The organism is Pseudomonas sp. S1_G07 (genome assembly GCF_054668565.1).
Genome location: NZ_CP162778.1, coordinates 5,729,943 through 5,752,475 on the forward strand (window position 1 = coordinate 5,729,943; position 22,533 = coordinate 5,752,475).

Here is a 22,533-nt window from a genome sequence, read left to right on the forward strand (position 1 = left end):
ACCGCAGTGGCCAACGTCGCTCGGACGGTTCCGGGCGCTTACGTACTCTCGAGGCAACAATGGCCGACCAAGGTTCGCCGCGCCGCTTTGCGCGCATCGATCGACTCCCTCCCTACGTTTTCAATATCACTGCCGAGCTGAAGATGGCTGCGCGTCGGCGCGGCGAAGACATCATCGACTTGAGCATGGGTAACCCTGACGGCCCCACGCCGCCGCACATTGTCGAAAAACTCGTGCAAGTGGCCCAGCGTGAAGACACCCACGGCTACTCCACCTCCAAAGGCATTCCGCGCCTGCGCCGGGCGATCTCGCGCTGGTACAAGGACCGCTATGCAGTGGACATCGACCCCGAGTCGGAAGCCATCGTGACTATCGGTTCCAAGGAAGGCCTGGCGCACCTGATGCTGGCCACCCTGGACCAGGGCGACACGGTACTGGTGCCCAACCCGAGCTACCCGATTCACATCTACGGCGCGGTGATTGCCGGCGCCCAGGTGCGTTCGGTACCTCTGATTCCGGGCGTAGACTTCTTCGCCGAACTGGAACGAGCGATTCGCGGCTCGATCCCCAAGCCGAAAATGATGATCCTGGGCTTTCCGTCCAACCCCACCGCGCAGTGCGTGGAGCTGGATTTCTTCGAGCGTGTGATTGCGCTGGCCAAGCAGTACGACGTGCTGGTGATCCACGACCTGGCCTACGCCGACATCGTCTACGACGGCTGGAAAGCCCCGTCGATCATGCAGGTGCCGGGTGCCAAGGACATTGCGGTGGAGTTTTTCACCCTGTCCAAAAGCTACAACATGGCCGGCTGGCGTATCGGTTTTATGGTCGGTAACCCGGAGCTGGTCAACGCTCTGGCGCGGATCAAGAGCTACCACGACTACGGCACCTTCACGCCGTTGCAAGTGGCGGCGATTGCGGCGCTGGAAGGCGACCAACAGTGCGTGAAAGACATCGCCGAGCAGTACCGCCAACGCCGCAATGTGCTGGTCAAGGGCTTGCATGAGCTGGGCTGGATGGTGGAGAACCCGAAGGCGTCGATGTACGTCTGGGCCAAGATCCCCGAGCAGTACGCGGCCATGGGCTCACTGGAATTTGCCAAGAAACTGCTGCTCGAAGCCAAGGTGTGCGTGTCGCCGGGCATCGGCTTTGGCGAGTATGGCGATGACCATGTGCGCTTTGCGCTGATCGAGAACCAGGACCGGATTCGCCAGGCGGTGCGCGGAATTCGCGCGATGTTCCGGGCGGATGGGCTGGTGCAGAAGGCCTGAGCCGACCCGCGAAGAAATGTGGGAGCGGGCTTGCTCGCGAATGCGGTGAATCAGTCGCCGATGACATTGACTGATACTGCGCATTCGCGAGCAAGCCCGCTCCCACAGTTGTAATGGGTTATCACCCCAGTCATGGGGCGTACCCGTTACACCACCAGCGACAGCAACATGATGAAGATCAACGCCACCACCGACAGGATGGTTTCCATCGCCGTCCAGGTCTTGAAAGTCTCGGCCACGGTCATGTTGAAGTACTGCTTCACCAGCCAGAACCCCGCATCGTTGACGTGAGACAGGATCAACGAACCCGCGCCGGTCGCCAGTACCAGCAGCTCGCGGTTAACCCCCGGGATCATCCCCACCACCGGCACCACGATGCCCGCGCCCGTGATGGTCGCCACGGTCGCCGAACCGGTCGCCACACGAATCACCGCCGCCACCAGCCACGCCAGCAGAATCGGGTTGATCTGCGCAGTCACCGCCATATGGCCGATCACGTCACCCACGCCACTGGTCACCAGCATCTGCTTGAAGCCACCACCGGCGCCGATGATCAGGATGATCGCGGCGGTCGGCGCAAGGCTGGCGTCGAGCAGCTTGAGGATCTGTTTGGAATGGATGCCCTGGCGGCTGCCAAAGGTGTACAGCGACAGCAGCAGCGCCAGCAGCAAGGCGGTGATCGGGTGACCGATCATGTCCATCCAGTTGCGCACCACGTTGCCTTCGGCAAAGGCGATGTCGGCGAAAGTTTTGAGCAGCATCAGGAACACCGGCAACAGCACGGTGACCAGAGTGATGCCAAAGCTTGGCAGCGACTTGTTATCGGTCTCGCGGGCCAGTTGGTCGACCAGTTCCTGGGACGGGTTGCCGGGGATGTACTTGGCAATGAACGTACCGAAGATCGGGCCGGCGATGATGGCGGTCGGCAGTGCGACGATCAGGCCGTAGAGGATGGTCTTGCCGATGTCCGCGCCAAACACGCCGATGGCCAGCAGCGGGCCCGGGTGCGGTGGCACCAGGCCGTGCACCGCCGAGAGGCCGGCGAGCAGCGGGATACCGATCTTGATCAGCGACACACCGGTGCGGCGCGCGACGATAAACACCAGCGGGATCAGCAGCACAAAGCCGATCTCGAAGAACAGCGGGATGCCCACCAGAAAGGCGGCGAACATCATCGCCCACTGGACCTTGTCCTTGCCGAAGGCGCGGATCAGGGTCTGGGCGATCTGATCGGCGCCGCCGGATTCGGCCATCATCTTGCCGAGCATGGTGCCCAGCGCGAGGATGATGCCGACAAAGCCGAGCACCCCGCCGAAACCGTCCTGGAAGGCCTTGATGATCTTGTCCACGGGCATGCCCGAGGTCAGGCCGAGAAAGCCCGCCGCGATGATCAGCGCGATGAACGGGTGAACCTTGAACTTGGTGATCAGAACGATCAACCCGATGATGGTGACAACTGCATCCAGCAGCAGGTACGACTCGTGGGACATGCCAAACATGGGGGTCTCTCCTGTTTGTTGTTGTTATTAAAGCGGGTGTTGAATTTCCTGCCGGGGACAGCGCTATCTTTTCCGGCAAAAAATTAATCAGTAGGTTCAAAGCCGTGCTTGAGCCACCAGGCATTGGTTTGCTCGGCCAGTGCCTCGACGCTGTCTTCGCTGGCATTGAGGGCCAGGGTCAGCGGCTCGCCCTTGGGCGATTCGAGGGTGGCGAACTGGCTGTCGATCAGGCTTGCCGGCATGAAATGGCCGGGGCGATGAGACACACGGTCGGCGGCGACCTCACGGGTCAGTTCCAGGAACACGAAGCCCAGGCCCGGCGCGGCTTCGCGCAGGTGGTCGCGGTATTTCTTCTTCAGGGCCGAACAGGTGAGCACCGGGTGTTCACCGGCTTTGAGCGAGCGGCGCAGTTCATCGCACAGGATGTCGAGCCAGCCGGCGCGGTCGTCGTCGTTGAGGGGGTGGCCGGCGCTCATCTTTTCGATGTTGGCGGCGGGGTGAAAGCTGTCGCCTTCAATCGCCGTGGCGCCGTTCAGGCGGCACAGGGCCTCACTGACACTGGTCTTGCCACAGCCGGCGACACCCATGATGACCAGGGCGGTAACAGGTTGACTCATGAAACACCTCAGGACGCAGATAGCGCTACCTTTGCACGCAGTAAGACATGTGCAAAAACAGGCTTTTCCCGCGCCGTCTTGTCATTTTTATGGAGTGACGCGTGCATCCGCTCCAATCATTTGAACCGGATCAGGCAACCCAAAGTTCAATAATTTGCAGCCATTTGGAGACAGCGCTACCTTAGTGCCTCGATTTTTGTTTGGCAAGCCGCCTGATGACCTCCAAGAACGATAAAAATACGCGCACCACGGGTCGCCCGACCCTTAACGAAGTCGCCCGCCTCGCCGGCGTCAGCCCGATTACCGCCTCACGCGCCTTGCGCGGCATCAGCACCGTGGCTGTCGAGCTGGTGGAAAAAGTGCAGCAGGCCGCTGCCGAACTGAGCTACGTGGTCAACCCTGCCGCCCGCGCCCTGGCCTCGGCCCAGAGCCATTCGGTGGTGGTGTTGGTTCCGTCGTTGTCCAACCTGTTGTTTATCGAAACCCTCGAAGCCATCCACCAGGTGCTGCGGCCCAAGGGCTTCGAAGTGCTGATCGGCAACTCCCACTATTCGCGCGACGAAGAAGAAAACCTGCTGCGCAACTACATGGCCTACCAGCCACGGGGCTTGCTGCTGACCGGCTTCGACCGCACCGAAAGTGCCCGACGGATGGTCGAGGCCAGCCATGTGCCGTGCGTGTACATGATGGACCTGGACCCGAATGCCGGCGTGAACTGCGTGGGTTTCTCGCAGCTGGCGGCGGGCGAGACGGCGGCGGCGCACTTGCTGTCGCGCGGGCGCAAGCGCCTGGCCTATATCGGTGCGCAGCTGGACCAGCGCACCTTGCTGCGTGGCGAGGGCTTTCGCCGTGCGCTGCAACAGGCGGGCCTGTACGACCCGGCGCTGGAAGTGCTGACGCCGCGTCCGTCTTCCGTGGGCTTGGGTGGTGAGCTGTTCCTGCAACTGCTGGCGGCCCATCCGGATGTGGACGCGATCTTCTTCGGCAACGACGACCTGGCCCACGGTGCCCTGCTCGAAGCCCTGCGCCATGGCATTAAAGTACCGGAGCGCGTGGCGGTGCTGGGCTTCAACGACTTGCCGGCGTCGTCCTTCATGGTGCCGCGCCTGAGCAGCATCAGCACACCGCGTGAAGCGATCGGCCGGCGTGCGGCGGAGCATTTGTTGACGATCATGGCGGGCAACAAGGTCGCCAAGCCGGTGGTGGATATGGGGTTTGAGTTGCAGGTGCGGGAAAGCACGTAGGACGCTTGTAGGACGGGACTGACATTGCGGTAAGCGCCTTGCCCGGTTGCCTACGCTTACGTCAGAATCCGCCGGCTTGTGTACCTGGGAGGCGGTCTTTAAGGTTTGTCGGTCGCTGAATGTCTCGGTGATCGGGTTTAGTAGCCCGGCGTCCCCACACAGGATGCATGAGCCTATCGATACTTGATGGTAGCTGTGCGCAGGGCGCCTTCGGGTGCGCCGGGTTTGTGTGGGATACCGGTCTACTAACCTGCGTACAGCTGTCACCCTCGTTTAGTAGCGATGAGGTATCAGCCCAAATCAGGTACTTCAATAATGCAAAGCATCCCCACGCATACGCTCTTCACCGTCATCCCTGATACCCCCACCGAAACCCTGCTGATCAACAGCTACGAAACCGTGTGTTCCGTCAGCACCCTGCTGCTCGACCTGTCCAACGACCTCAGCGGTAAACAGCGCGATATCGCCTTGGCCATTCATCAGTTGAGTGAGCTGTCCGTCTTGCTGGTGGGCAAGGCCATGGACCAGCACAGCCCCCGCTGCTGACGAAACACCTGTTGTAGCAGCGAGGGGGACGCCTAGTTCTTGCTCGCGAAAATCATTAACGATAACGCGGGTCATCTGGATTATCGCGGCGCTCTCGGGTACTTCGCGAGCAAGCTCGCTCCTACAGAGAGGCATGGTTAACAATTCATTTCATCGTGTTGCTGGCACCTGCTAGATTGATGGTTCTCCACCGCTAGGAAAGCACCATGGGACACTCACTGAAAATCCTGGGCCGTACCTCGTCGATCAACGTGCGCAAAGTCCTGTGGACCTGCCACGAACTGGGCATCGACTACACGCACCAGGACGACTGGGGCATCGGCTTCAAGCCCACCCAGTCCCCCGAATTCCTCGCCCTGAACCCCAACGCGCAGATACCGGTGCTGATCGACGACCATGGCGTGCTGTGGGAATCCAACACCATCTGCCGCTATCTGGTGAGCCTCTACCAACGCCACGACCTGCTGCCCGCCGAACCCGCGCCGCGAGCCCGGGTAGAGCAATGGATGGATTGGCAGGCTACCGAGCTCAACCGCGCCTGGGGCGATGCATTCACCGCCTTGGTGCGTAACAACCCTGATGGCCTGGACGCTGAGCAAATTAAAATCGCCGTGCAAGCCTGGAATGACAAGATGGGCCTGCTGGAACAACAACTGGCTCGCACCAACGCGCACGTGGCCGGCGACGAATTCACCCTCGCCGACATCCTGATCGGCCTGTCGGTACACCGCTGGCGCATGACGCCCATGGCGCATCCGCCCTACCCTGCCATCGCGGCCTACTACGAACGCCTCAGCCAGCACGCAGGCTTCAAGACCTTTGCCCTCGACGGGCACAACTGACGCGCGGCGCCACAAAACTGTGAAGCGTGAGGCATGTGCGCAATAAATCGGCAAATATCCGCCCTGGCGTGCGTAATTTCACAAGCAGTGTTTTCCGTTAGCGCGCTAAGATTCCAGGTCACTGCCCCTGGAATCTTAGCCATGTCGACCCTCACCGCCTCCGCCACAGACGGCATCGACCCGCTCCGTGCCGCTCATATCAGCGCACGCATCGACCGCCTGCCCGCCGTCGCCACCGTTTGGCGCCTGGTGGCACTGCTGTCGATCGGCGGCTTTTTCGAGCTGTACGACCTGTTCCAGACCGCCTACATCAGCCCCGGCTTGATCAGCGCCGGTATATTCCACACTGGCAGCGAGGGCGTCTTCGGCTTCTCGGATCAGGCGGCGTTCGCCTCGGCGACATTTCTGGGTCTGTTCCTCGGCGCCAGCCTGCTCAGCCCCATCGCCGACCGCTTCGGGCGCCGGGCGATTTTCACCTTTGCGTTGATCTGGTACACGGTGGCCACGGTGTTGATGGGCATTCAGACCTCTGCCCTGGGCATCATCTGCATGCGCTTTCTGGTGGGGATTGGTCTGGGCATCGAGCTGGTGACTATCGACGCTTACCTCTCGGAACTGGTGCCCAAACGCATGCGCAGTTCGGCGTTTGCCTTCGCGTTTTTTATCCAGTTTCTGTCGGTGCCCGCCGTGGCGCTGATGTCCTGGTGGCTGGTGCCCCAGGCGCCGTTCGGCATCGCCGGCTGGCGCTGGGTGGTGCTGAGCAGTGCGGTGTTTGCGCTGTTTATCTGGCAACTGCGTAAACGCCTGCCAGAGTCTCCGCGCTGGCTGGCGCAGAAAGGCCGCTTCGACGAGGCCGGGCAGATCATGGACAACCTGGAGGCGCGCTGCCGGAAGGACCACGGCAAACCGCTGGATGAGCCCGAGCCGGAGTCGATCAGCGTGCAGGGCAGCGGGCGTTTTGCCGATATCTGGCAACCGCCGTACCGGCGCCGGGCCTTGATGCTGATTGTGTTCCATGTGTTCCAGGCCATCGGCTTTTTCGGCTTTGGCAATTGGCTGCCAGCATTGCTGTCGGGCCAGGGCGTGAGTGTGACCCACAGTTTGCTCTACGCCTTTATCATCACCCTCGCCTACCCACTGGGGCCGCTGCTGTTCGTGAAGGTGGCCAACCGCTTTGAGAACAAGTGGCAGATCGTCGGCTCGGCCATGGGCGCGGTAATTTTCGGCAGCCTGTTCGCCCTGCAGACCACGGCGGTGGGGCTGGTGTTCTGCGGAGTGATGATCACGTTCTGCAATGCCTGGCTGAGCTTCAGCTATCACTCGTACCAAAGCGAACTGTTCCCCACCAATATCCGCGCACGAGCGGTGGGGTTCTGTTATTCGTTCAGCCGCTTGTCGACGGTGTTCAGCAGCCTGTTGATCGGGTTCATCCTCGAACACCTGGGCACGCCCGGTGTGCTGGCGTTCATCGCCAGCAGCATGTTGATCGTGATGATCACCATCAGTTGGTTCGGGCCGCGCACGCGCAACCTGGCGCTGGAACATATCGCCCATTGACGGCAACGGTTGGCCGCCGGCGGCACACGTTTTGCCGCCAACGGCGCGCCGCCCCCAACAAAATCGCGGGGTTGGCACTCGGCACGCTATTTGCTCCAGCAGTTGCACCGTACATTTCCCCAGGTGACCGATCATGCTGGTTAACAACAACCCCCAAGCCATGTCGACCGTCCAACAGCTCAAGCGCCCCGACATGGACCCCGCCAACGCCGCCGCCAGCACGCTGTACAGCGGTGCCCTGCAGGCGGTACAGCAAAGCGTGACGACCGTGCCGGCCGCGCAGAAAGATCTGGACAAGGCCACCGGCCGTATCGACGAAGCCTTCGCCAAGACCCGTGTGCAGCTGCAGACGAGCGCGCACACCGGCGATGTGACGGCGACCACCGCCACGTCCGGTGCGCGTTCGGAGTTCACCGACTACATGAACAAAACCCCAGCCGAACGCATCCGTGAACAATTGCTCAAGGAACAGGGTTTGACCGAAGCGGATGTGCAGAACATGTCCCAGGAAAAGCAGGACGCGATTACCAAGCAAGTGGCCGAGCGCTTGAAGCAGCAGCAAGAGCAACAGGTCGCCGCGAAGACGGCTGATCCCCAGGCTCAGGCGATAAAAGAAACCCTGGCCGCCATCTAAAGCCATCCCGGTGTAGGAGCGAGCTTGCTCGCGAAGAACCCGAGAGCGCCGCGTCAAACCAGATAATCGGCGTTATCGTTAACGGTTTTCGCGAGCGCTCCTACAGGGTGCGAGCGGGGAAATCGGTCAGCGCATTGAGTTTTGACGCGCGGACTCAGTGCCCGAACAGACCGGTGTCGGACTTCTTGGCTTTCTTGTCGGCGCGTTTTTCATCGGCGGTCTTTGCCGGTTTTTTCTTCGCGGCTTTCTTTGAATCCATACCTTTGGCCATGATGCGTACTCCACTGTGAAGGGATGCAGCATTGGGTATACCACCTATTGCCCAGCAGAAGGCGCTTATAATCCCCGACCCTTCCTGACACGTGCCTGAACACCATGCCCGAGTTGTCCATCGAACTGCTGGCGGAGCCTCTATGGCCGCTGCTGAACAAGTTTTACCGCAGCCACGATTCGTCGATGAAGGCGCTCAAGGGCGGCCGTTTGTGGGTGGCGCGCGATGGCGAGATTGTCGCCGGGTTGTGCCTGACGCCAGTAGTCGGTGGGCAGTGGTTGACCGGGGTATTTGTGGCACCGGATTATCGTGGCGAAGGTTTGGCGGCGCGATTGATTGGTGACGCCGTGGCGTCGTGTGAAGGGACGGTGTGGTTGCTGTGCCATCCGGACCTCGAGGCGCTGTATCAACGCATGGGGTTCAGCCAGGACACGATATTGCCGCAATCGCTGAGTGAACGGCTGGTGCGTTACAAGCGCAACAAACCCATGATTGCCATGGGTCTGGAAAAGGGCTGATCGCCCGGTGAGCTTGAGTGTTACTCGTCAGCCGTCGGGTCCAGCTCCGGGAACATCACCTCGATAAAGCCGAACTTGCTGAAGTCGGTAATCCGCGATGGGTACAACCGGCCAATCAGATGGTCGCACTCATGCTGCACGACCCGCGCGTGGAAGCCATCGGCGAAACGTACGATGGGTTCACCCTTGGGGTCGAAACCTTCGTAGCGAATCTGCTGGTAACGGTTCACCGCGCCACGCAGGCCTGGCACGGAGAGGCAGCCCTCGAAGTCCTCTTCCAGCACGGGGCTCAGTGGCGTGATCAACGGGTTGATCAGGATGGTCTGTGGCACCGGCGGGGCATCCGGGTAGCGCTCGCTGGCCTCAAAGCCGAAGATCACCAACTGCAGGTCAACGCCGATCTGCGGGGCGGCCAGGCCCACGCCGCCTACGTGTTCCATGGTCTGGAACATGTCATCGATCAATTGCCACAACTCGGGGCTGTCGAACATTTCCGGTGGCACCGCAGGCGCGATGCGCAGCAGGCGTTCGTCGCCCATTTTCAGAATGTCTCGAATCATCGATCAGGCTTCATCAGTAGTGGGCTTGGAGTGGTCGCGGCCGAGGCCAGAGACGTGCTGTTTTTCTTGTGCGGGTTCATCGAACCCCTTTGCGCCGGGCGCCTTGCCTTCGGCCGACATATGTTCGATCACGGCATTCATCTCCGCGCCGAGCAGCAGCACGGCGGCAGAAATGTAGAAGTACAGGAGCAGCACGATGATCGCACCGATACTGCCATACATGGCGTTGTAGTCGGCGAAGGTTTTGACGTAGTAGCCAAAGCCCAGGGATGCGACGATCCACACCACCACCGCCAGCACCGAACCGGGGGTGATAAAGCGGAATTCCTGCTCGACATCGGGCATCACGTAATACATCAGGGCCACGGCGAACATCAGCAAAATCACGATCAGCGGCCAGCGTACGATGGTCCACAGGGTGACGACAAACTCCTGCATGCCGATCTGCCCGGCCAACCATTCCATCACTTGCGGGCCGAGCACCATCAACGCCGCGGCGGCCAGCAGCATGCCGGCAATGCCGACGGTGTAGAAAATCGACAGCGGAAAACGCTTCCAGATCGGCCGGCCTTCGACCACGTCGTAGGCGGCGTTCATCGCGCTCATCATCAGGCGCACGCCCGCAGAGGCGGTCCACAGCGCAATCACGATACCCACCGAGAGCAAGCCGCCCTTGGATTGCTGCAACTGGTCGATCACCGGGTTGACCTGCTCCAGCGCCTGGGGCGGCAACACGAGTTCCGACTGCAGGCGCAGCCAGGTGAAAAAGTCCGGCAGGTGCAGGAAACCGATCAGGGCAATCAGGAACAGCAGGAAAGGAAACAGCGAGAACAGCATCTGGTAAGCCAATGCCGACGCGTAGGTGGGCATCTCGTCATCGACGAATTCCTTGACGGTGCGCACCAGCACCTTGTGCAGCTTGAGACCATCGAGAACCGGAAAAATCATAGCGTCTCCTTTCGCCGCAAAGAGGTGGGGTTCATGGGCGACTCAGGGGCCGTTTTCTACATCAAAGTAGCCCATTTGGCGACTTTGAAACAATTTCGAAAGTTTAGTTGCAGCTGCTGACATAAAAGCGGCCATCCGTGGATGGCCGCAGGGCTGTGCGAACATAGCCGATGATGGCGTTTTACTTGGTCGCTTTTTTGACCGCATCCTTGGTGTCGCCGACCGCCTGCTGCACTTCGCCTTTCTTTTCCTGGATCACGCCTTCAGCCCGCAGCTTGTCATTGCCGGTTACTTTGCCGACACCTTGCTTGATGTTGCCGGCTGCTTCGTTCGCCAAACCTTTTGCCTTATCCGATGTGCTGCTCATGGTATTTCTCCGAAGGAACAATCAAGGGTTTTGGTCATTACCTAAAGATTGACCCAAGGGCTTTCGGCAGAGTTTCAATTATTTTCCGGCAGGCATTTCATCGAAAGCGGCAGGTTTGGCTTTATGTTTTGCGGCCAACCCACGAGAATGCCCGGCACATTCAGGCTCTAACGCTGAATAACAGATCCCGTAGGAAGGTTATGAAACTCAATAAAGCACAGGCCATTGCCCGCAGAAACCAGGAACTGGGCGGTGCCGTACTCGGCGTCAACAACTGCCACTTCACCGACCTGGACCGCAAACGCAACATCTGGTGGTTCGACCTGCCGGTGGCGCGGATCGCCGTGGGCCAGTACGAGTGGATTCACCTGTTGATGCACAACGCCGAGAGCGACCAGTTGCTGCACCTGAAGGTGCCGACGGTGTACCTGCGTGAAAAGCTTGAAGGGCTGGTGGTGCGCAATGCGGGCAAGCGCAAGCCGGAGATCACCCTGGAGCTGAGCGCGGACAAGGATTCGTTCTTGAAGGATGTGCGCCCGGCCGGTGCGGGTGTGAGCTTCGCGCAGTTCGCCCTGTAAGCACGCGGTCAACCATGTGGGAGCGGGCTTGCTCGCGAATGCGCTGGGTCCGTCACCGATCTAGTATTGACCCGACGCCTTCGCGAGCAAGCCCGCTCCCACACTGGATTGGATTGCATTTCACGTCAGGCAATCTTCAGCCCCATAAAAAACCCGCTTTCGCGGGTTTTTTATGGGGTTACTTTTTAAGGCCCAGCTTCTTCAGCTCTTCATCACGCAACTCGCGCCGCAGGATCTTGCCCACGTTGGTGGTCGGCAACGCATCGCGGAACTCCACGGCCTTGGGCACCTTGTAGCCGGTGACATTGGCACGCATGTGCTCCATCACCTGGTCCTTGGTCAGGGTCGCCCCCGGCTTGACCACGATGAAGATCTTGATGTGCTCGCCGGATTTTTCGTCCGGCACACCGATGGCTGCGCATTGCAGCACGCCCGGCAAGGTCGCCAGTACGTCTTCCAGCTCGTTGGGGTAGACGTTGAAACCCGAGACCAGAATCATGTCCTTCTTGCGGTCGACAATGCGCATGTAGCCGTCCGGCTGGATGATCGCGATGTCGCCGGTCTTCAGCCAGCCTTCGCTGTCGAGGATCTCGGCGGTGGCGTCTTCACGCTGCCAGTAGCCCTTCATCACTTGCGGGCCCTTGACGCACAGCTCGCCGACTTCACCCAGCGCCAGCTCGACGCCATCATCGGTGATGACCTTGCACAGGGTCGAGGGCACCGGAATACCGATGGTGCCGATCTGGATGTGCTGGATCGGGTTGACCGTGGCCACCGGGCTGGTCTCGGTCATGCCGTAGCCTTCGCAGATGTTGCAGCCGGTCACGGCCTTCCAACGCTCGGCCGCCGCCAGTTGCAGGGCCATGCCGCCCGACAGGGTGACCTTGAGCGCGGAGAAATCCAGCTTGCGGAAGCCTTCGTTGTTGCACAGCGCGACAAACAAGGTGTTCAGGCCGACAAAGCCGCTGAACTTCCACTTCGACAGCTCCTTGACCATGGCCGGCAGATCGCGCGGGTTGCTGATCAGGATGTTGTGGTTGCCGATCAGCATCATCGCCATGCAATGAAAGGTGAACGCATAGATGTGATACAGCGGCAGCGGCGTGATCAGGATCTCGCAGCCTTCATTGAGGTTGGAGCCCATCAGCGCCTTGCACTGCAACATGTTGGCCACCAGGTTGCGGTGGGTGAGCATCGCGCCCTTGGCCACGCCGGTGGTGCCGCCGGTGTATTGCAGCACGGCGACATCGCCGCTGGCAGGGCTGGCATCGCTGACCGGTTGGCCGTGCCCCTTGGCCAGCACGTCGTTGAATTTGATCGCCTGCGGCAGGTGATAGGCCGGGACCATTTTCTTCACGTACTTGATGACACTGTTGATCAGCACGCGCTTGAACGGTGACAACAGGTCGGCGACTTCGGTGACGATCACGTGCTTGACGGCGGTCTTGGGCACGACCTTTTCCGCCAGGTGGGCCATGTTGGCCAGGCAGACGAGGGCCTTGGCGCCGGAGTCGTTGAATTGGTGTTCCATTTCCCGCGCGGTGTACAGCGGGTTGGTGTTGACCACGATCAGGCCGGCACGGATGGCACCGAACACCGCGACCGGGTACTGCAGGACGTTGGGCAGTTGCACCGCGATTCGGTCGCCGGGCTTCAAATCAGTATGCTGTTGCAGGTAGGCGGCGAATGCCCCGGACAATTCGTACAACTCACCGTAGGTAATGGTCTTACCCAGGTTGCTGAAAGCCGGTTTGTTGGCGAAGCGCTGGCAGGACTGTTTCAGTACCGCCTGAATATTTGGATACTCGTCTGGATTGATGTCTGCAGCAATCCCGGCGGGGTACTTATCCTTCCAAAAGTCTACGTTCATGGAAGCCCACTCCTCAGCGACGCGAATTCATCATCGCATTTGATGCGATTATTATTGGTGTATGTTTTTTTAGGTGAGTCTGGCGCGTTAAAGCAGGCCTAGAGGTCACAAAGCGCGCCGAGAGTAGCAGCTTTGCCAAGGGCCGACTAGAGCCAAAAGAGGGCCCCACAGTCACTATCATGACTGTCCTACAATAATTGGTCACACTTTAAACAGGACTTAAATACCCCAGTGAAAGGCTCTGGAATAAGGCATTCAGCTCCTTACAAAACAAATGTGGGAGCGGGCTTGCTCGCGAAGGCGGAGTATCGGTCGACTTGTAAGTGACTGATTCACTGCCTTCGCGAGCAAGCCCGCTCCCACATTTTTATTGCATTTCAATTCATGCTCAGGCGATGTCGCGCAACTCCCTGCGCAGAATCTTGCCTACCGGCGTCATCGGCAACGATTCGCGCAACACGATGTGCTTGGGCACCTTGTACCCCGTGAAGTTGACCTTGCAGTAGCTCTTCAATTCCTCAAGGCTCACGCCTTCGGCACGCGCCACCACGAACAGCTTCACCGCCTCCCCCGTGCGCTCGTCCGGCACGCCGATCACCGCGCAGTTGGCCACCGCCGGGTGGGCCATGACCACGTCTTCGATCTCGTTGGGGTACACGTTGAAGCCCGACACGATGATCAGGTCTTTCTTACGGTCGACAATGCGCACAAAGCCATCCTCGTCGATCACCGCGATGTCCCCGGTCTTGAGCCAGCCCTCGGCGTCCAGGGCCTCGGCGGTGGCGGCCGGTTGCTGCCAGTAGCCTTTCATCACTTGCGGGCCCTTGATACACAACTCGCCGCGTTCGCCCAGGGGCAACTCGACGCCTTCATCGTCAATCACCTTCATGGCCGTGGCCGGTACCGGGATGCCCACGGTGCCGAGGCGCGATTTATTGCCATACGGGTTGGTGCTGGCCACCGGCGAGGTTTCCGTCAGGCCGTAGCCCTCGCCGATCGCGCAGCCGGTGAGCTGCTCCCAGCGTTCGGCCGTGGCCTTGATCAGCGCAGTGCCGCCGGAGTTGGTGAGCTTGAGGTGGGAGAAGTCCAGGCTCTTGAATTCGGGGTGGTCCATCAGCGCCACAAACAAGGTATTGAGCCCCAGCAGCCCGGTGAAGCGCCACTTTTTCAGCTCCTTGATAAACCCGCCGATGTCCCGAGGGTTCGTGATCAGTACGTTGTGATTGCCCGAGACCATCATGCACATGCAATTGGCGGTGAAGGCATAGATGTGATAAAGCGGCAGCGGCGCGATCATCACCTCCTGGCCTTCCTTGATCAACGGGTGGCCATCGTCGTCGGTCTGCGACATGCACGCACGCACCTGCTGCATGTTCGCCACCAGGTTGCCGTGGGTGAGCATCGCGCCCTTGGCCAGGCCGGTGGTGCCGCCGGTGTATTGCAGCACGGCGATGTCATCCAGCGTCACCGGATGGCGGGTCACGCCCAAGCCGCCCCCCAGGCGCAGGGCGCGCTTGAACGATACCGCGCGCGGCAGGTGGTACGCCGGCACCATCTTCTTCACCTTGTCGACCAGGGTGTTGACCAGCCAGCCTTTGGCGGCGGGCATGAAGTCGCCCATCCTGGCTTCGATCAGGTAGTCGATCTCAGTGTCGGCGCACACCTCCTGCACCCGCGAACCGAACAGGTTGAGGTAGACCAGCGCACGCACGCCGGCGTCCTTGAATTGGTGGCGCATTTCACGCGGGGTGTACAGCGGGTTGGTGTTGACCACGATCAGCCCGGCGCGCAGGGCGCCGAACACCGCTATCGGGTAGTGCAGCACGTTGGGCATCTGCACCGCGATGCGCTCGCCGGGCTTGAGGTCGGTGTGTTGCTGCAGGTAGCCGGCGAACGCCGCACTCTGGCGCTCAAGCTCGGCGTAGGTCAGGGTGACGCCCATATTGCTGAATGCCGGACGATCGGCAAAGGCCTTGCAGGAACGCTCGAAGACTTCGATCACCGACTTGTAGGTCAAGAGGTCGATATCATTGGGAACGCCCGCGGCGCGTTTGTCATTCCAGAAATCAGGTTGCATTATTCTTATCCCCTTACCTGAGTGTGCCCGGCCGCTTTCGTGCTGCGACAAAAAGCGGAGCTTTGGGGACGTTAGCAGCTATGACCAAACAGGCAAATACAGGAAAGCGCGTCATTAATTGCGTGAATCTTCCTACAGGGGCCCGCACTGATCAGACGCGCCCCGTCGCAGGCGCTATACACTGCAACGACCCCGAGCAGACCTTGATGAAAGGAACCGTCATGAACCACAGCACCTTCTGGCTGACCGCGAATGACCACAGCCGCCTGTACGTCAACCAATGGATGCCCGAAGGCCCGGCACAGGCCGTGGTCATGCTGTCCCACGGCATGGCCGAGCACAGCGGGCGCTATGCACGGCTGGCCGGCGCCCTGTGCGCCGCGGGCTATGGGGTGTTTGCCCTGGACCAGCGTGGCCATGGCCGCACCGCCGATGAAGGCACGCTGGGCTTGTACGCCGAAGAAGATGGCTGGAACAAAGTGGTGGGCGACCTGGCCAGCCTCAACCAGCATATCGGCCAGCAGCAGCCGGGGTTGCCGATCATCCTGCTGGGCCACAGCATGGGCAGCTACATCGCCCAGGCCTACCTGGTGCATCACAGCGCCAGCTTGCATGGGGCGATTCTCAGCGGTTCGAATTTCCAGCCGGTGGCGCTGTACCGCGTTGCGCGCCTGATCGCACGGGCCGAACGCCTGCGCCAGGGTGTGCGTGGGCGCAGCGCGTTGATCGAGTTCCTGTCGTTCGGCTCATTCAACAAAGCGTTCAAGCCCAACCGCACGGCGTTCGACTGGCTCAGCCGCGACCCGGTTGAAGTCGACACGTACATCAATGACCCACTCTGTGGCTTTCGCTGCACCAACCAGCTATGGATCGACTTGCTCGGCGGCTTGCAGCACATCAGCAAAGCGTCCAATCTCGCTCAGATCGATCCGGGCCTGCCGATCCTGATAATGGGCGGCGAATGTGATCCGGTGAGTGAGGGAAAGCGTCTCAAAAGCCTGACCCATGCTCTGCGCGAGGCCGGCTGCCAATACCTGCAACTGAATATTTACCCGCAGGCGCGTCACGAACTGTTCAACGAAACCAACCGCGATGAAGTCACGGCGGATGTGCTCACGTGGCTCGACCAGGCCCTGACTTTGCGCAGGCCGGCCCGCTGTGAATAATTTTACATTAAAAATCAGTCACTTGAAAAAATTCGACCATTACCGTTCAGCCACAGGATGCAACCTTTAGATGACCCAGGTAACCAACACCCCCTACGAAGCCCTTGAAGTCGGCCAGACCGCCAGCTACAGCAAAACCGTGGAAGAGCGCGATATCCAGTTGTTCGCCGCCATGTCCGGCGACCACAACCCGGTGCACCTGGATGCCGAATACGCCAAGGCGACCATATTCAAGGAGCGGATTGCCCACGGCATGTTCAGTGGCGCGCTGATCAGCGCGGCCGTAGCCTGCGAGCTGCCTGGGCCGGGCACGATCTACATCGGCCAGCAGATGACCTTCCAGAAGCCGGTGAAAATTGGCGACACCCTGACCGTGCGCCTGGAAATCCTCGAAAAGCTGCCAAAATTTCGCGTACGCATCGCCACCCGCGTGTTCAACCAGCGTGATGAACTGGTGGTGGATGGCGAAGCGGAAATCCTCGCGCCACGCAAACAGCAGGTCGTGACCTTGACCGAGCTGCCGCCGATCAGCATTGGCTGACAGCGATCTCGACATGCACGAACGCCAGATGTAGGAACGAGCTTGCCCACGAAGACGGCGTGTCAGTCATTGAATCTATCGACTGATTCACCGCGTTCGCGAGCAAGCCCGCTCCCGCATGGGGTAGTGCAGGTGGCTTACGACTGAGCGCGAGCCTGGTTACGCAGGGCTTTCACCTGGTCGTGATTGCGCTGTACGCCGTGGTACTGACGCTCAACCAGGTCACGGATGCCCAGCAGGTTGTGCTTGTTGATCTTCTCGATCGCCTCACGGTAAGCCTTGAGTGCGTGGTCTTCACCGCGCTCGGCTTCGTTCAACACAGCCTCTTCGTCTTTACCGGTAACCATCGACTTCACGTCGACCCAGCCACGGTGCAGGGCGCCGGCTACGCTGCCGGAATCTTCCGGGTCACCGCCCAGGGCAGTTACGGCGGCTTTCAGTTCGGCGGCGGCAGTGGCGCACTCAGCAGAGCGCTTGACGAACAGCGCCCTGAGTTCAGGGTGCTTGATGTCTTCAGCGCACTCTTTGAAGCCCTTCTGGCCGTCGATGCTGGTTTCGATCAGATCGTTCAGTACCGAGATCGATTCTTTGTTGATGTCAGTCATTTTTCAATTCCTTATGTGGGTTGAGAAAGGTTGTCTTAATGAGTGCAGCGCCCATGCCAGGTTTTGAAAAACAATTTTAATGTTAATTTTCAATAAGTTACGATTAATTGAACCATCTGTATGTGCGTTTTTTGCATGATCTGTCATTTGGCCTTCATGCAGAATGCCTGTATTTTCGAAGACCTCGCCTCACGCGCACGAACCTCATGAATCCCGAAAAACTTGAACTGCTGATCACCCGCCAAATGCCCTTTGGCAAGTACAAGGGCCGGATCATCGCCGACCTGCCGGGGCCCTACCTGAACTGGTTCGCTCGTGAAGGTTTCCCCCACGGCGAGCTGGGTGGATTACTGGCCTTGATGCAGGAAATTGACCACAACGGGCTGTCCGAATTGCTCGAACCGCTGCGCGCCAAACACGGTAAACCTGCCCCCCGCCATTGAGAGCCCCGCCATGCCAAGGAATGCTGACAACGAACCTCACTGGCAAGCCATCGCCCAGCGCTATGACCTGCAGCCCGGCCCGATCAACCTGGAAAACGGCTACTTCGGGCGCATGAGCCGTGAGGTTCAGGCGCAGTACCTGGACCATGTGGCGTTTATCAATCGGAGTAACTCGGTGCATGTGCGCCAGCGCTTCGAGCAGGGCGAAAACCTCGAGATCCGCCGCCAACTGGCCGAGTTGATCGATGTCGACCCGCAGGCCGTCGCATTCACCCGCAACGCTACCGAAGCCTTGCAGTCGTTGATCCGCAACTACAACCGCCTGCAACCGGGAGACCAGGTGCTGATCAGCGACCTGGAGTACGACACCGTCAAAGGCGCCATGCGTTGGCTGGCCACGGCTCGCGGTGTCGAGGTGATCGAGGTGTCCCACACGCACCCGGCCAGTTTCGACAGCCTGGTGCAGACGTATCAGGATGCCTTTGCCCAGCACCCGCGTTTAGCGCTGATGGCACTGACCCATGTCACCCACCGCACCGGCCTGGTGATGCCCGTTGCGGCGATTGCCCAGGCCGCACGCGAGCATGGCATCGACGTGATCCTCGACGGCGCCCATGCCCTGGGCCAGATCGAGTTCAACCTGGCCGAGCTGGGCATTCAGTTCGCCGGTTTCAACTTGCACAAATGGATCGGCGCGCCGTTGACCCTGGGCTTTCTGTATATCGCCCCCGAACGCCTGGCGGATATCGACCCGGACATGGGCGAGTTCCACTACCCCGCCACCGATGTACGCGCACGCACGTCCTACAGCACGCCAAACTTTCCGGCGCTGATGACACTGCCGCTGGTGTTTGAAGAGCATCGGGCATTGGGCGGCGCGGCGGCCAAGGGCGCGCGCATGAATTACCTGCGGGACCTGTGGGTAAGCCAGGCCCGGCCGCTGGAAGGGATCGAGGTGCTGACGCCGGATGATCCAAGGCTGTATTGCGGGATTACCGCGTTCAAGTTCATTGGCCGCGATCAGCAGGTCATGGTCGATCGGTTGCTCAAGGAGTACGACCTGTTTGCCACGACTCGTACCGGGGCGGCGTTTGGTACCTGTATTCGGGTGACGCCGGGGTTGGTAACCCCTGCGGCGCACATCGGTGTATTGATCAATGCAATTGCCAGTTTGAACACGAACTGAAAATGTGGGAGCGGGCTTGCTCGCGAACGCGGAGTGTCAGTCACTGAATTCTTAGACTGATCCACCGCCTTCGCGAGCAAGCCCGCTCCCACATTTGGACTTGTCTGCGTCTCGAGGTTTTCTTCAGGCAAAAAAAAGCGGTACACCGACCAAGCGCACCGCAAAAATGCCGTTAAGCACAGCAACAACGATTCGTTAAATCAGATCAATCCAGCAGCGCCAGCGCCTGCGCGGTGACTTCCTGGATGCGTGCCCAGTCGCCGCTCCTGACCCACTCCGGGTCGAGCATCCAGCTACCGCCCACACACATCACGTTTTTCAACGCCATGTAGTTTTTGATATTGGCTGGGCCGACGCCGCCGGTCGGGCAGAATTTCACTTCGCCGAATGGGCCGCCCAGAGCCTTGATTGCGGCAACACCGCCACTGACTTCAGCCGGGAACAGCTTGAAGCGGCGGTAGCCCAGGCCATAGCCTTCCATGATGCCGGAGGCGTTGCTGATGCCCGGCAGCAACGGGATCGGGCTGTGCACCGAGGCTTCCAGCAGGTCGCGGGTAATGCCGGGGGTGACGATAAATTGCGAGCCGGCGACTTCGGCCGCTTCGAGCATCTGGCGGTCGAGCACGGTGCCGGCGCCGGTGCACAGTTCAGGGCGCTGCTCACGCAGTACCTGGATGGCCTTGAGGCCGAACTCGGAACGCAGGGTCACTTCCAGTGCGGTCAAACCGCCAGCTGCGAGGGCATCGGCCAGTGGCAGGATGTCCTGTTCGCGGGCAATGGTGATCACCGGCAGGATCCGCGCCTTGGCGCAGAGGCTGTCGATCAGGGCAACTTTATCCGCCATGGACACGGTCGGTTGAGGGCTTTTCATAGCGGCTGATCCTTGGCTCATGGGCACCAGTAAATCTCTAATGTAGGTTGCAAAAACGCGCGAATCGGCATGGCAGCAACATCGTCACTGGCCAGCGCGGCGCTCAAGGTGGTCAACTTCGAACTGCCGGAAATCGACAGTACGGTGCAGTGGGCCGTGGCCAGCAACGCACGACTCATGGTCAGGCGTTGGTGCGGCACGCTCGGCGCCAGCATCGGCCAGCAACGGCGGGTACCGTCGGCCTTCAGCGCTTCGGCAAGGTTCGGGCTGTTGGGAAACAGCGAAGCGGTGTGGCCGTCATCGCCCATGCCCAGGACCAGCACATCAATGGCTGGCAATTCGGCCAGCAGGCGATCGGCCTGCTCGGCAGCGTCTTCAAGGTTGGCCGCGGCGCTGTAGAGGCTGAGGAATCGGGCCTTGGCCGCCGGGCCTTGCAGCAGGTGCTGCTTCAACAAACCGGCATTGCTGTCGGCGTGCTCCACCGGCACCCAGCGCTCATCGGCCAGGGTGATGGTGACCTTTGACCAGTCCAGCCCCTGCTTGGCCAGGTGCTGGAAAAACGCCACCGGGCTGCGGCCACCGGACACCACCAGGGTCGCTTCGCCACGCGCACTGATGGCCGCGCGCAGTTGTTCGGCCACGTCATTGGCCAGGCCGTCCGCCAGCAGCGCCGGTGTACGGTACTCATGGGCAGTCACGCCCTGAGGCAGTTTCAATTCAGATATCGCCATACCACGACCTCCCATCCCGCGTGATCAGTGCAATGGAGCTCATCGGCCCCCAGGACCCCGCCGCATACGGCTTAGGCGCATCACCGGATTTTTTCCATCCGGCGATCAACTGGTCACACCACTTCCACGCGGCTTCGATTTCATCTTTGCGAACAAACAGGTTCTGATTGCCGCGCATCACTTCCAACAGCAAACGCTCGTAGGCATCGGGGATGCGCGCACTGCGATAAGTGTCGGAAAAATTCAGTTGCAGTGGGCCGCTGCGCAGTTGCATGCCTTTGTCCAGGCCCTGCTCCTTGGTCATCACGCGCAAGGAAATACCTTCGTCCGGCTGCAGGCGGATGATCAGTTTGTTGCTGATCTGCAAGCGCTGCTCGGGGGCGAAGATGTAGTGGGACGGTTCCTTGAAGTGGATAACGATCTGCGACAGCTTTTGCGGCATGCGCTTGCCGGTGCGCAGGTAGAACGGCACCCCGGCCCAACGCCAGTTACGAATATCGGCCCGCAGCGCGACGAACGTCTCGGTGTCGCTCTGGGTGTTGGAATTTTCTTCTTCCAGGTAACCCGGCACCGGCTTGCCGGCGCTGTAGCCGGCGATGTACTGGCCGCGTACAACCTGGGTGGTCAGGCCGTCCGGGCTGATCGGCGCCAGGGCCTTGAGCACCTTGACCTTCTCGTCGCGGATGCTGTCGGCGGACAAGTCGGCCGGCGGGTCCATGGCGATCAGGCAAAGCAGTTGCAGCAGGTGGTTCTGGATCATGTCCCGCAGCTGGCCGGCCTTGTCGAAGTAGCCCCAGCGGCCTTCGATACCGACTTGCTCGGCCACGGTGATTTCCACGTGGGAGATGTAGTTCTGGTTCCACTGGGTTTCGAACAGGCTATTGGCGAAACGCAGGGCGATCAGGTTCTGGACGGTCTCTTTGCCCAGGTAATGGTCGATGCGGTAGGTGCGGTTTTCCGGGAAAAACTGCGCCACGGCGTCGTTGACCTTGCGCGAGGATTCCAGGTCCGACCCGATAGGCTTTTCCAGCACCACACGGGTGTTTTCCGCCAGGCCGACCTTGGACAGGTTTTCGCAGATCGCGCCGTACACCGCTGCGGGCGTGGCGAAATAGGCAATCAGGCGCTGCTCGGTGCCGGCGATTTCCGCCAGGGCCACGTAGTCGTCGGCCTTCATGAAGTCGACATGCACGTAGGTCAGGCGTGCCAGGAAACGCTGGGCGGTGCTCTCTTCCAGTTCCTTGCCGACGTATTTGCGCAGTTCTTTTTCGATATGGGCCAGGTGCTGTTGCTCGGAACCGGCTTCACGGGCCAGGGCCAGGATGCGCGTGTCGTCGTGCAGCAGCCCGGCGCCATCGAGCTGATAGAGGGCAGGAAATAACTTGCGCAGCGCCAGATCACCCAAGGCGCCAAACAGGGCAAAGGTGCAGGGTTCCACGGTTATCGAAGGCATGATGTTTGTTCTTTTATCAAGTTAAGCTACAAATACCTTTTTTCAAGGCATCACTCAAGGAAAAATGTAGTAATAACCACAACATTTTCCCGAAATACGCATTCCGAGTGGTGGTGTTCAGCTACCCTAAGTAGGATA

General features: G+C 60.2%; 23 protein-coding genes. 12 read left to right on the forward strand and 11 right to left on the reverse strand.

Annotated elements, in window-relative coordinates:
• Nucleotides 1-59 precede the first annotated feature (59 nt).
• The gene (alaC, locus tag AB4O05_RS26120; RefSeq protein ID WP_460134528.1) at nt 60-1,271 is read left to right on the forward strand and encodes an alanine transaminase; all 1,212 of its coding nucleotides are present in this window, start codon (nt 60-62) and stop codon (nt 1,269-1,271) included.
• A 146-nt stretch (nt 1,272-1,417) separates the two neighbouring features.
• Here the strand turns inward: alaC and AB4O05_RS26125 are convergent, their stop codons facing one another.
• Together AB4O05_RS26125 and AB4O05_RS26130 are read right to left on the reverse strand one after the other, a co-directional pair.
• The gene (locus AB4O05_RS26125; protein WP_460134527.1) at nt 1,418-2,770 is read right to left on the reverse strand and encodes a GntP family permease; all 1,353 of its coding nucleotides are present in this window, start codon (nt 2,768-2,770) and stop codon (nt 1,418-1,420) included.
• 83 nt (nt 2,771-2,853) lie between these two features.
• Complete coding sequence (locus tag AB4O05_RS26130) at nt 2,854-3,387, reverse strand: gluconokinase (protein ID WP_460134525.1); 534 nt, start codon at nt 3,385-3,387, stop codon at nt 2,854-2,856.
• Between the two features lie 212 nt (nt 3,388-3,599).
• On the opposite strand from AB4O05_RS26130, the gene gntR reads away from it, so the two are divergent.
• The 6 genes from gntR to AB4O05_RS26160 all read left to right on the forward strand — a co-directional run bounded on the left by gntR (nt 3,600) and on the right by AB4O05_RS26160 (nt 8,999).
• Nucleotides 3,600-4,631, forward strand: a complete 1,032-nt coding sequence (gntR, locus tag AB4O05_RS26135; protein ID WP_460137741.1) for an HTH-type transcriptional regulator GntR — start codon at nt 3,600-3,602, stop codon at nt 4,629-4,631.
• Nucleotides 4,632-4,946: 315 nt separating this feature from the next.
• Complete coding sequence (locus AB4O05_RS26140; RefSeq protein WP_460134523.1) at nt 4,947-5,177, forward strand: DUF6124 family protein; 231 nt, start codon at nt 4,947-4,949, stop codon at nt 5,175-5,177.
• A gap of 206 nt (nt 5,178-5,383) precedes the next feature.
• A complete protein-coding gene (locus AB4O05_RS26145; RefSeq protein WP_460134521.1) occupies nt 5,384-6,019 on the forward strand; it encodes a glutathione S-transferase family protein in 636 nt (211 codons plus the stop codon).
• 141 nt (nt 6,020-6,160) lie between these two features.
• Nucleotides 6,161-7,576 (forward strand): MFS transporter, encoded by a 1,416-nt coding sequence (locus AB4O05_RS26150; protein WP_460134519.1) that lies wholly within the window; start codon nt 6,161-6,163, stop codon nt 7,574-7,576.
• Between the two features lie 133 nt (nt 7,577-7,709).
• On the forward strand, nt 7,710-8,210 hold the full coding sequence (locus AB4O05_RS26155; RefSeq protein WP_460134518.1) for a hypothetical protein: 501 nt from the start codon (nt 7,710-7,712) through the stop codon (nt 8,208-8,210).
• 375 nt (nt 8,211-8,585) lie between these two features.
• Nucleotides 8,586-8,999 carry a GNAT family N-acetyltransferase gene (locus AB4O05_RS26160; RefSeq protein ID WP_460134516.1) on the forward strand — a complete coding sequence of 138 codons (414 nt, stop codon included), beginning with the start codon at nt 8,586-8,588 and terminating at the stop codon, nt 8,997-8,999.
• Nucleotides 9,000-9,019: 20 nt separating this feature from the next.
• Here the strand turns inward: AB4O05_RS26160 and def are convergent, their stop codons facing one another.
• The 3 genes from def to AB4O05_RS26175 form a co-directional block, all read right to left on the reverse strand.
• Nucleotides 9,020-9,559 carry a peptide deformylase gene (gene def, locus AB4O05_RS26165; protein ID WP_460134514.1) on the reverse strand — a complete coding sequence of 180 codons (540 nt, stop codon included), beginning with the start codon at nt 9,557-9,559 and terminating at the stop codon, nt 9,020-9,022.
• Between the two features lie 3 nt (nt 9,560-9,562).
• On the reverse strand, nt 9,563-10,507 hold the full coding sequence (locus AB4O05_RS26170) for a YihY/virulence factor BrkB family protein (RefSeq protein WP_460134512.1): 945 nt from the start codon (nt 10,505-10,507) through the stop codon (nt 9,563-9,565).
• Nucleotides 10,508-10,688: 181 nt separating this feature from the next.
• A complete protein-coding gene (locus AB4O05_RS26175; protein WP_460134510.1) occupies nt 10,689-10,874 on the reverse strand; it encodes a CsbD family protein in 186 nt (61 codons plus the stop codon).
• Between the two features lie 200 nt (nt 10,875-11,074).
• Between AB4O05_RS26175 and AB4O05_RS26180 the strand changes: the two genes are divergently transcribed.
• Entirely contained in the window at nt 11,075-11,452 is a 378-nt protein-coding gene (locus AB4O05_RS26180; protein ID WP_460134508.1) for a hypothetical protein, read from the forward strand.
• A 178-nt stretch (nt 11,453-11,630) separates the two neighbouring features.
• Here AB4O05_RS26180 and fadD1 read toward each other — a convergent pair whose 3' ends face one another.
• Together fadD1 and fadD2 are read right to left on the reverse strand one after the other, a co-directional pair.
• On the reverse strand, nt 11,631-13,322 hold the full coding sequence (gene fadD1 / locus AB4O05_RS26185) for a long-chain-fatty-acid--CoA ligase FadD1 (RefSeq protein WP_460134507.1): 1,692 nt from the start codon (nt 13,320-13,322) through the stop codon (nt 11,631-11,633).
• Nucleotides 13,323-13,710: 388 nt separating this feature from the next.
• On the reverse strand, nt 13,711-15,399 hold the full coding sequence (gene fadD2 / locus AB4O05_RS26190) for a long-chain-fatty-acid--CoA ligase FadD2 (RefSeq protein WP_460134505.1): 1,689 nt from the start codon (nt 15,397-15,399) through the stop codon (nt 13,711-13,713).
• 221 nt (nt 15,400-15,620) lie between these two features.
• Between fadD2 and AB4O05_RS26195 the strand changes: the two genes are divergently transcribed.
• The gene (locus AB4O05_RS26195; RefSeq protein ID WP_460134503.1) at nt 15,621-16,565 is read left to right on the forward strand and encodes an alpha/beta hydrolase; all 945 of its coding nucleotides are present in this window, start codon (nt 15,621-15,623) and stop codon (nt 16,563-16,565) included.
• Between the two features lie 70 nt (nt 16,566-16,635).
• Nucleotides 16,636-17,106: a MaoC family dehydratase gene (locus AB4O05_RS26200; RefSeq protein WP_460134501.1), complete on the forward strand. Its 471-nt coding sequence runs from the start codon at nt 16,636-16,638 to the stop codon at nt 17,104-17,106.
• A 137-nt stretch (nt 17,107-17,243) separates the two neighbouring features.
• Here AB4O05_RS26200 and AB4O05_RS26205 read toward each other — a convergent pair whose 3' ends face one another.
• Entirely contained in the window at nt 17,244-17,711 is a 468-nt protein-coding gene (locus AB4O05_RS26205; protein ID WP_460134500.1) for a PA2169 family four-helix-bundle protein, read from the reverse strand.
• Nucleotides 17,712-17,917: 206 nt separating this feature from the next.
• On the opposite strand from AB4O05_RS26205, the gene AB4O05_RS26210 reads away from it, so the two are divergent.
• A complete protein-coding gene (locus tag AB4O05_RS26210; RefSeq protein ID WP_008056784.1) occupies nt 17,918-18,154 on the forward strand; it encodes a DUF3820 family protein in 237 nt (78 codons plus the stop codon).
• A 10-nt stretch (nt 18,155-18,164) separates the two neighbouring features.
• On the forward strand, nt 18,165-19,340 hold the full coding sequence (locus tag AB4O05_RS26215) for an aminotransferase class V-fold PLP-dependent enzyme (RefSeq protein WP_460134499.1): 1,176 nt from the start codon (nt 18,165-18,167) through the stop codon (nt 19,338-19,340).
• A gap of 205 nt (nt 19,341-19,545) precedes the next feature.
• Here the strand turns inward: AB4O05_RS26215 and AB4O05_RS26220 are convergent, their stop codons facing one another.
• From AB4O05_RS26220 to zwf, 3 genes are read right to left on the reverse strand one after another with little or no spacing between them, the layout of a single operon-like run.
• The gene (locus tag AB4O05_RS26220) at nt 19,546-20,211 is read right to left on the reverse strand and encodes a bifunctional 4-hydroxy-2-oxoglutarate aldolase/2-dehydro-3-deoxy-phosphogluconate aldolase (protein WP_460134498.1); all 666 of its coding nucleotides are present in this window, start codon (nt 20,209-20,211) and stop codon (nt 19,546-19,548) included.
• A 17-nt stretch (nt 20,212-20,228) separates the two neighbouring features.
• Entirely contained in the window at nt 20,229-20,942 is a 714-nt protein-coding gene (pgl, locus tag AB4O05_RS26225) for a 6-phosphogluconolactonase (protein WP_460134497.1), read from the reverse strand.
• The gene (gene zwf / locus AB4O05_RS26230) at nt 20,929-22,395 is read right to left on the reverse strand and encodes a glucose-6-phosphate dehydrogenase (RefSeq protein WP_460134495.1); all 1,467 of its coding nucleotides are present in this window, start codon (nt 22,393-22,395) and stop codon (nt 20,929-20,931) included. The genes pgl and zwf overlap by 14 nt, the downstream gene beginning before the upstream one ends.
• Nucleotides 22,396-22,533 lie beyond the last annotated feature (138 nt).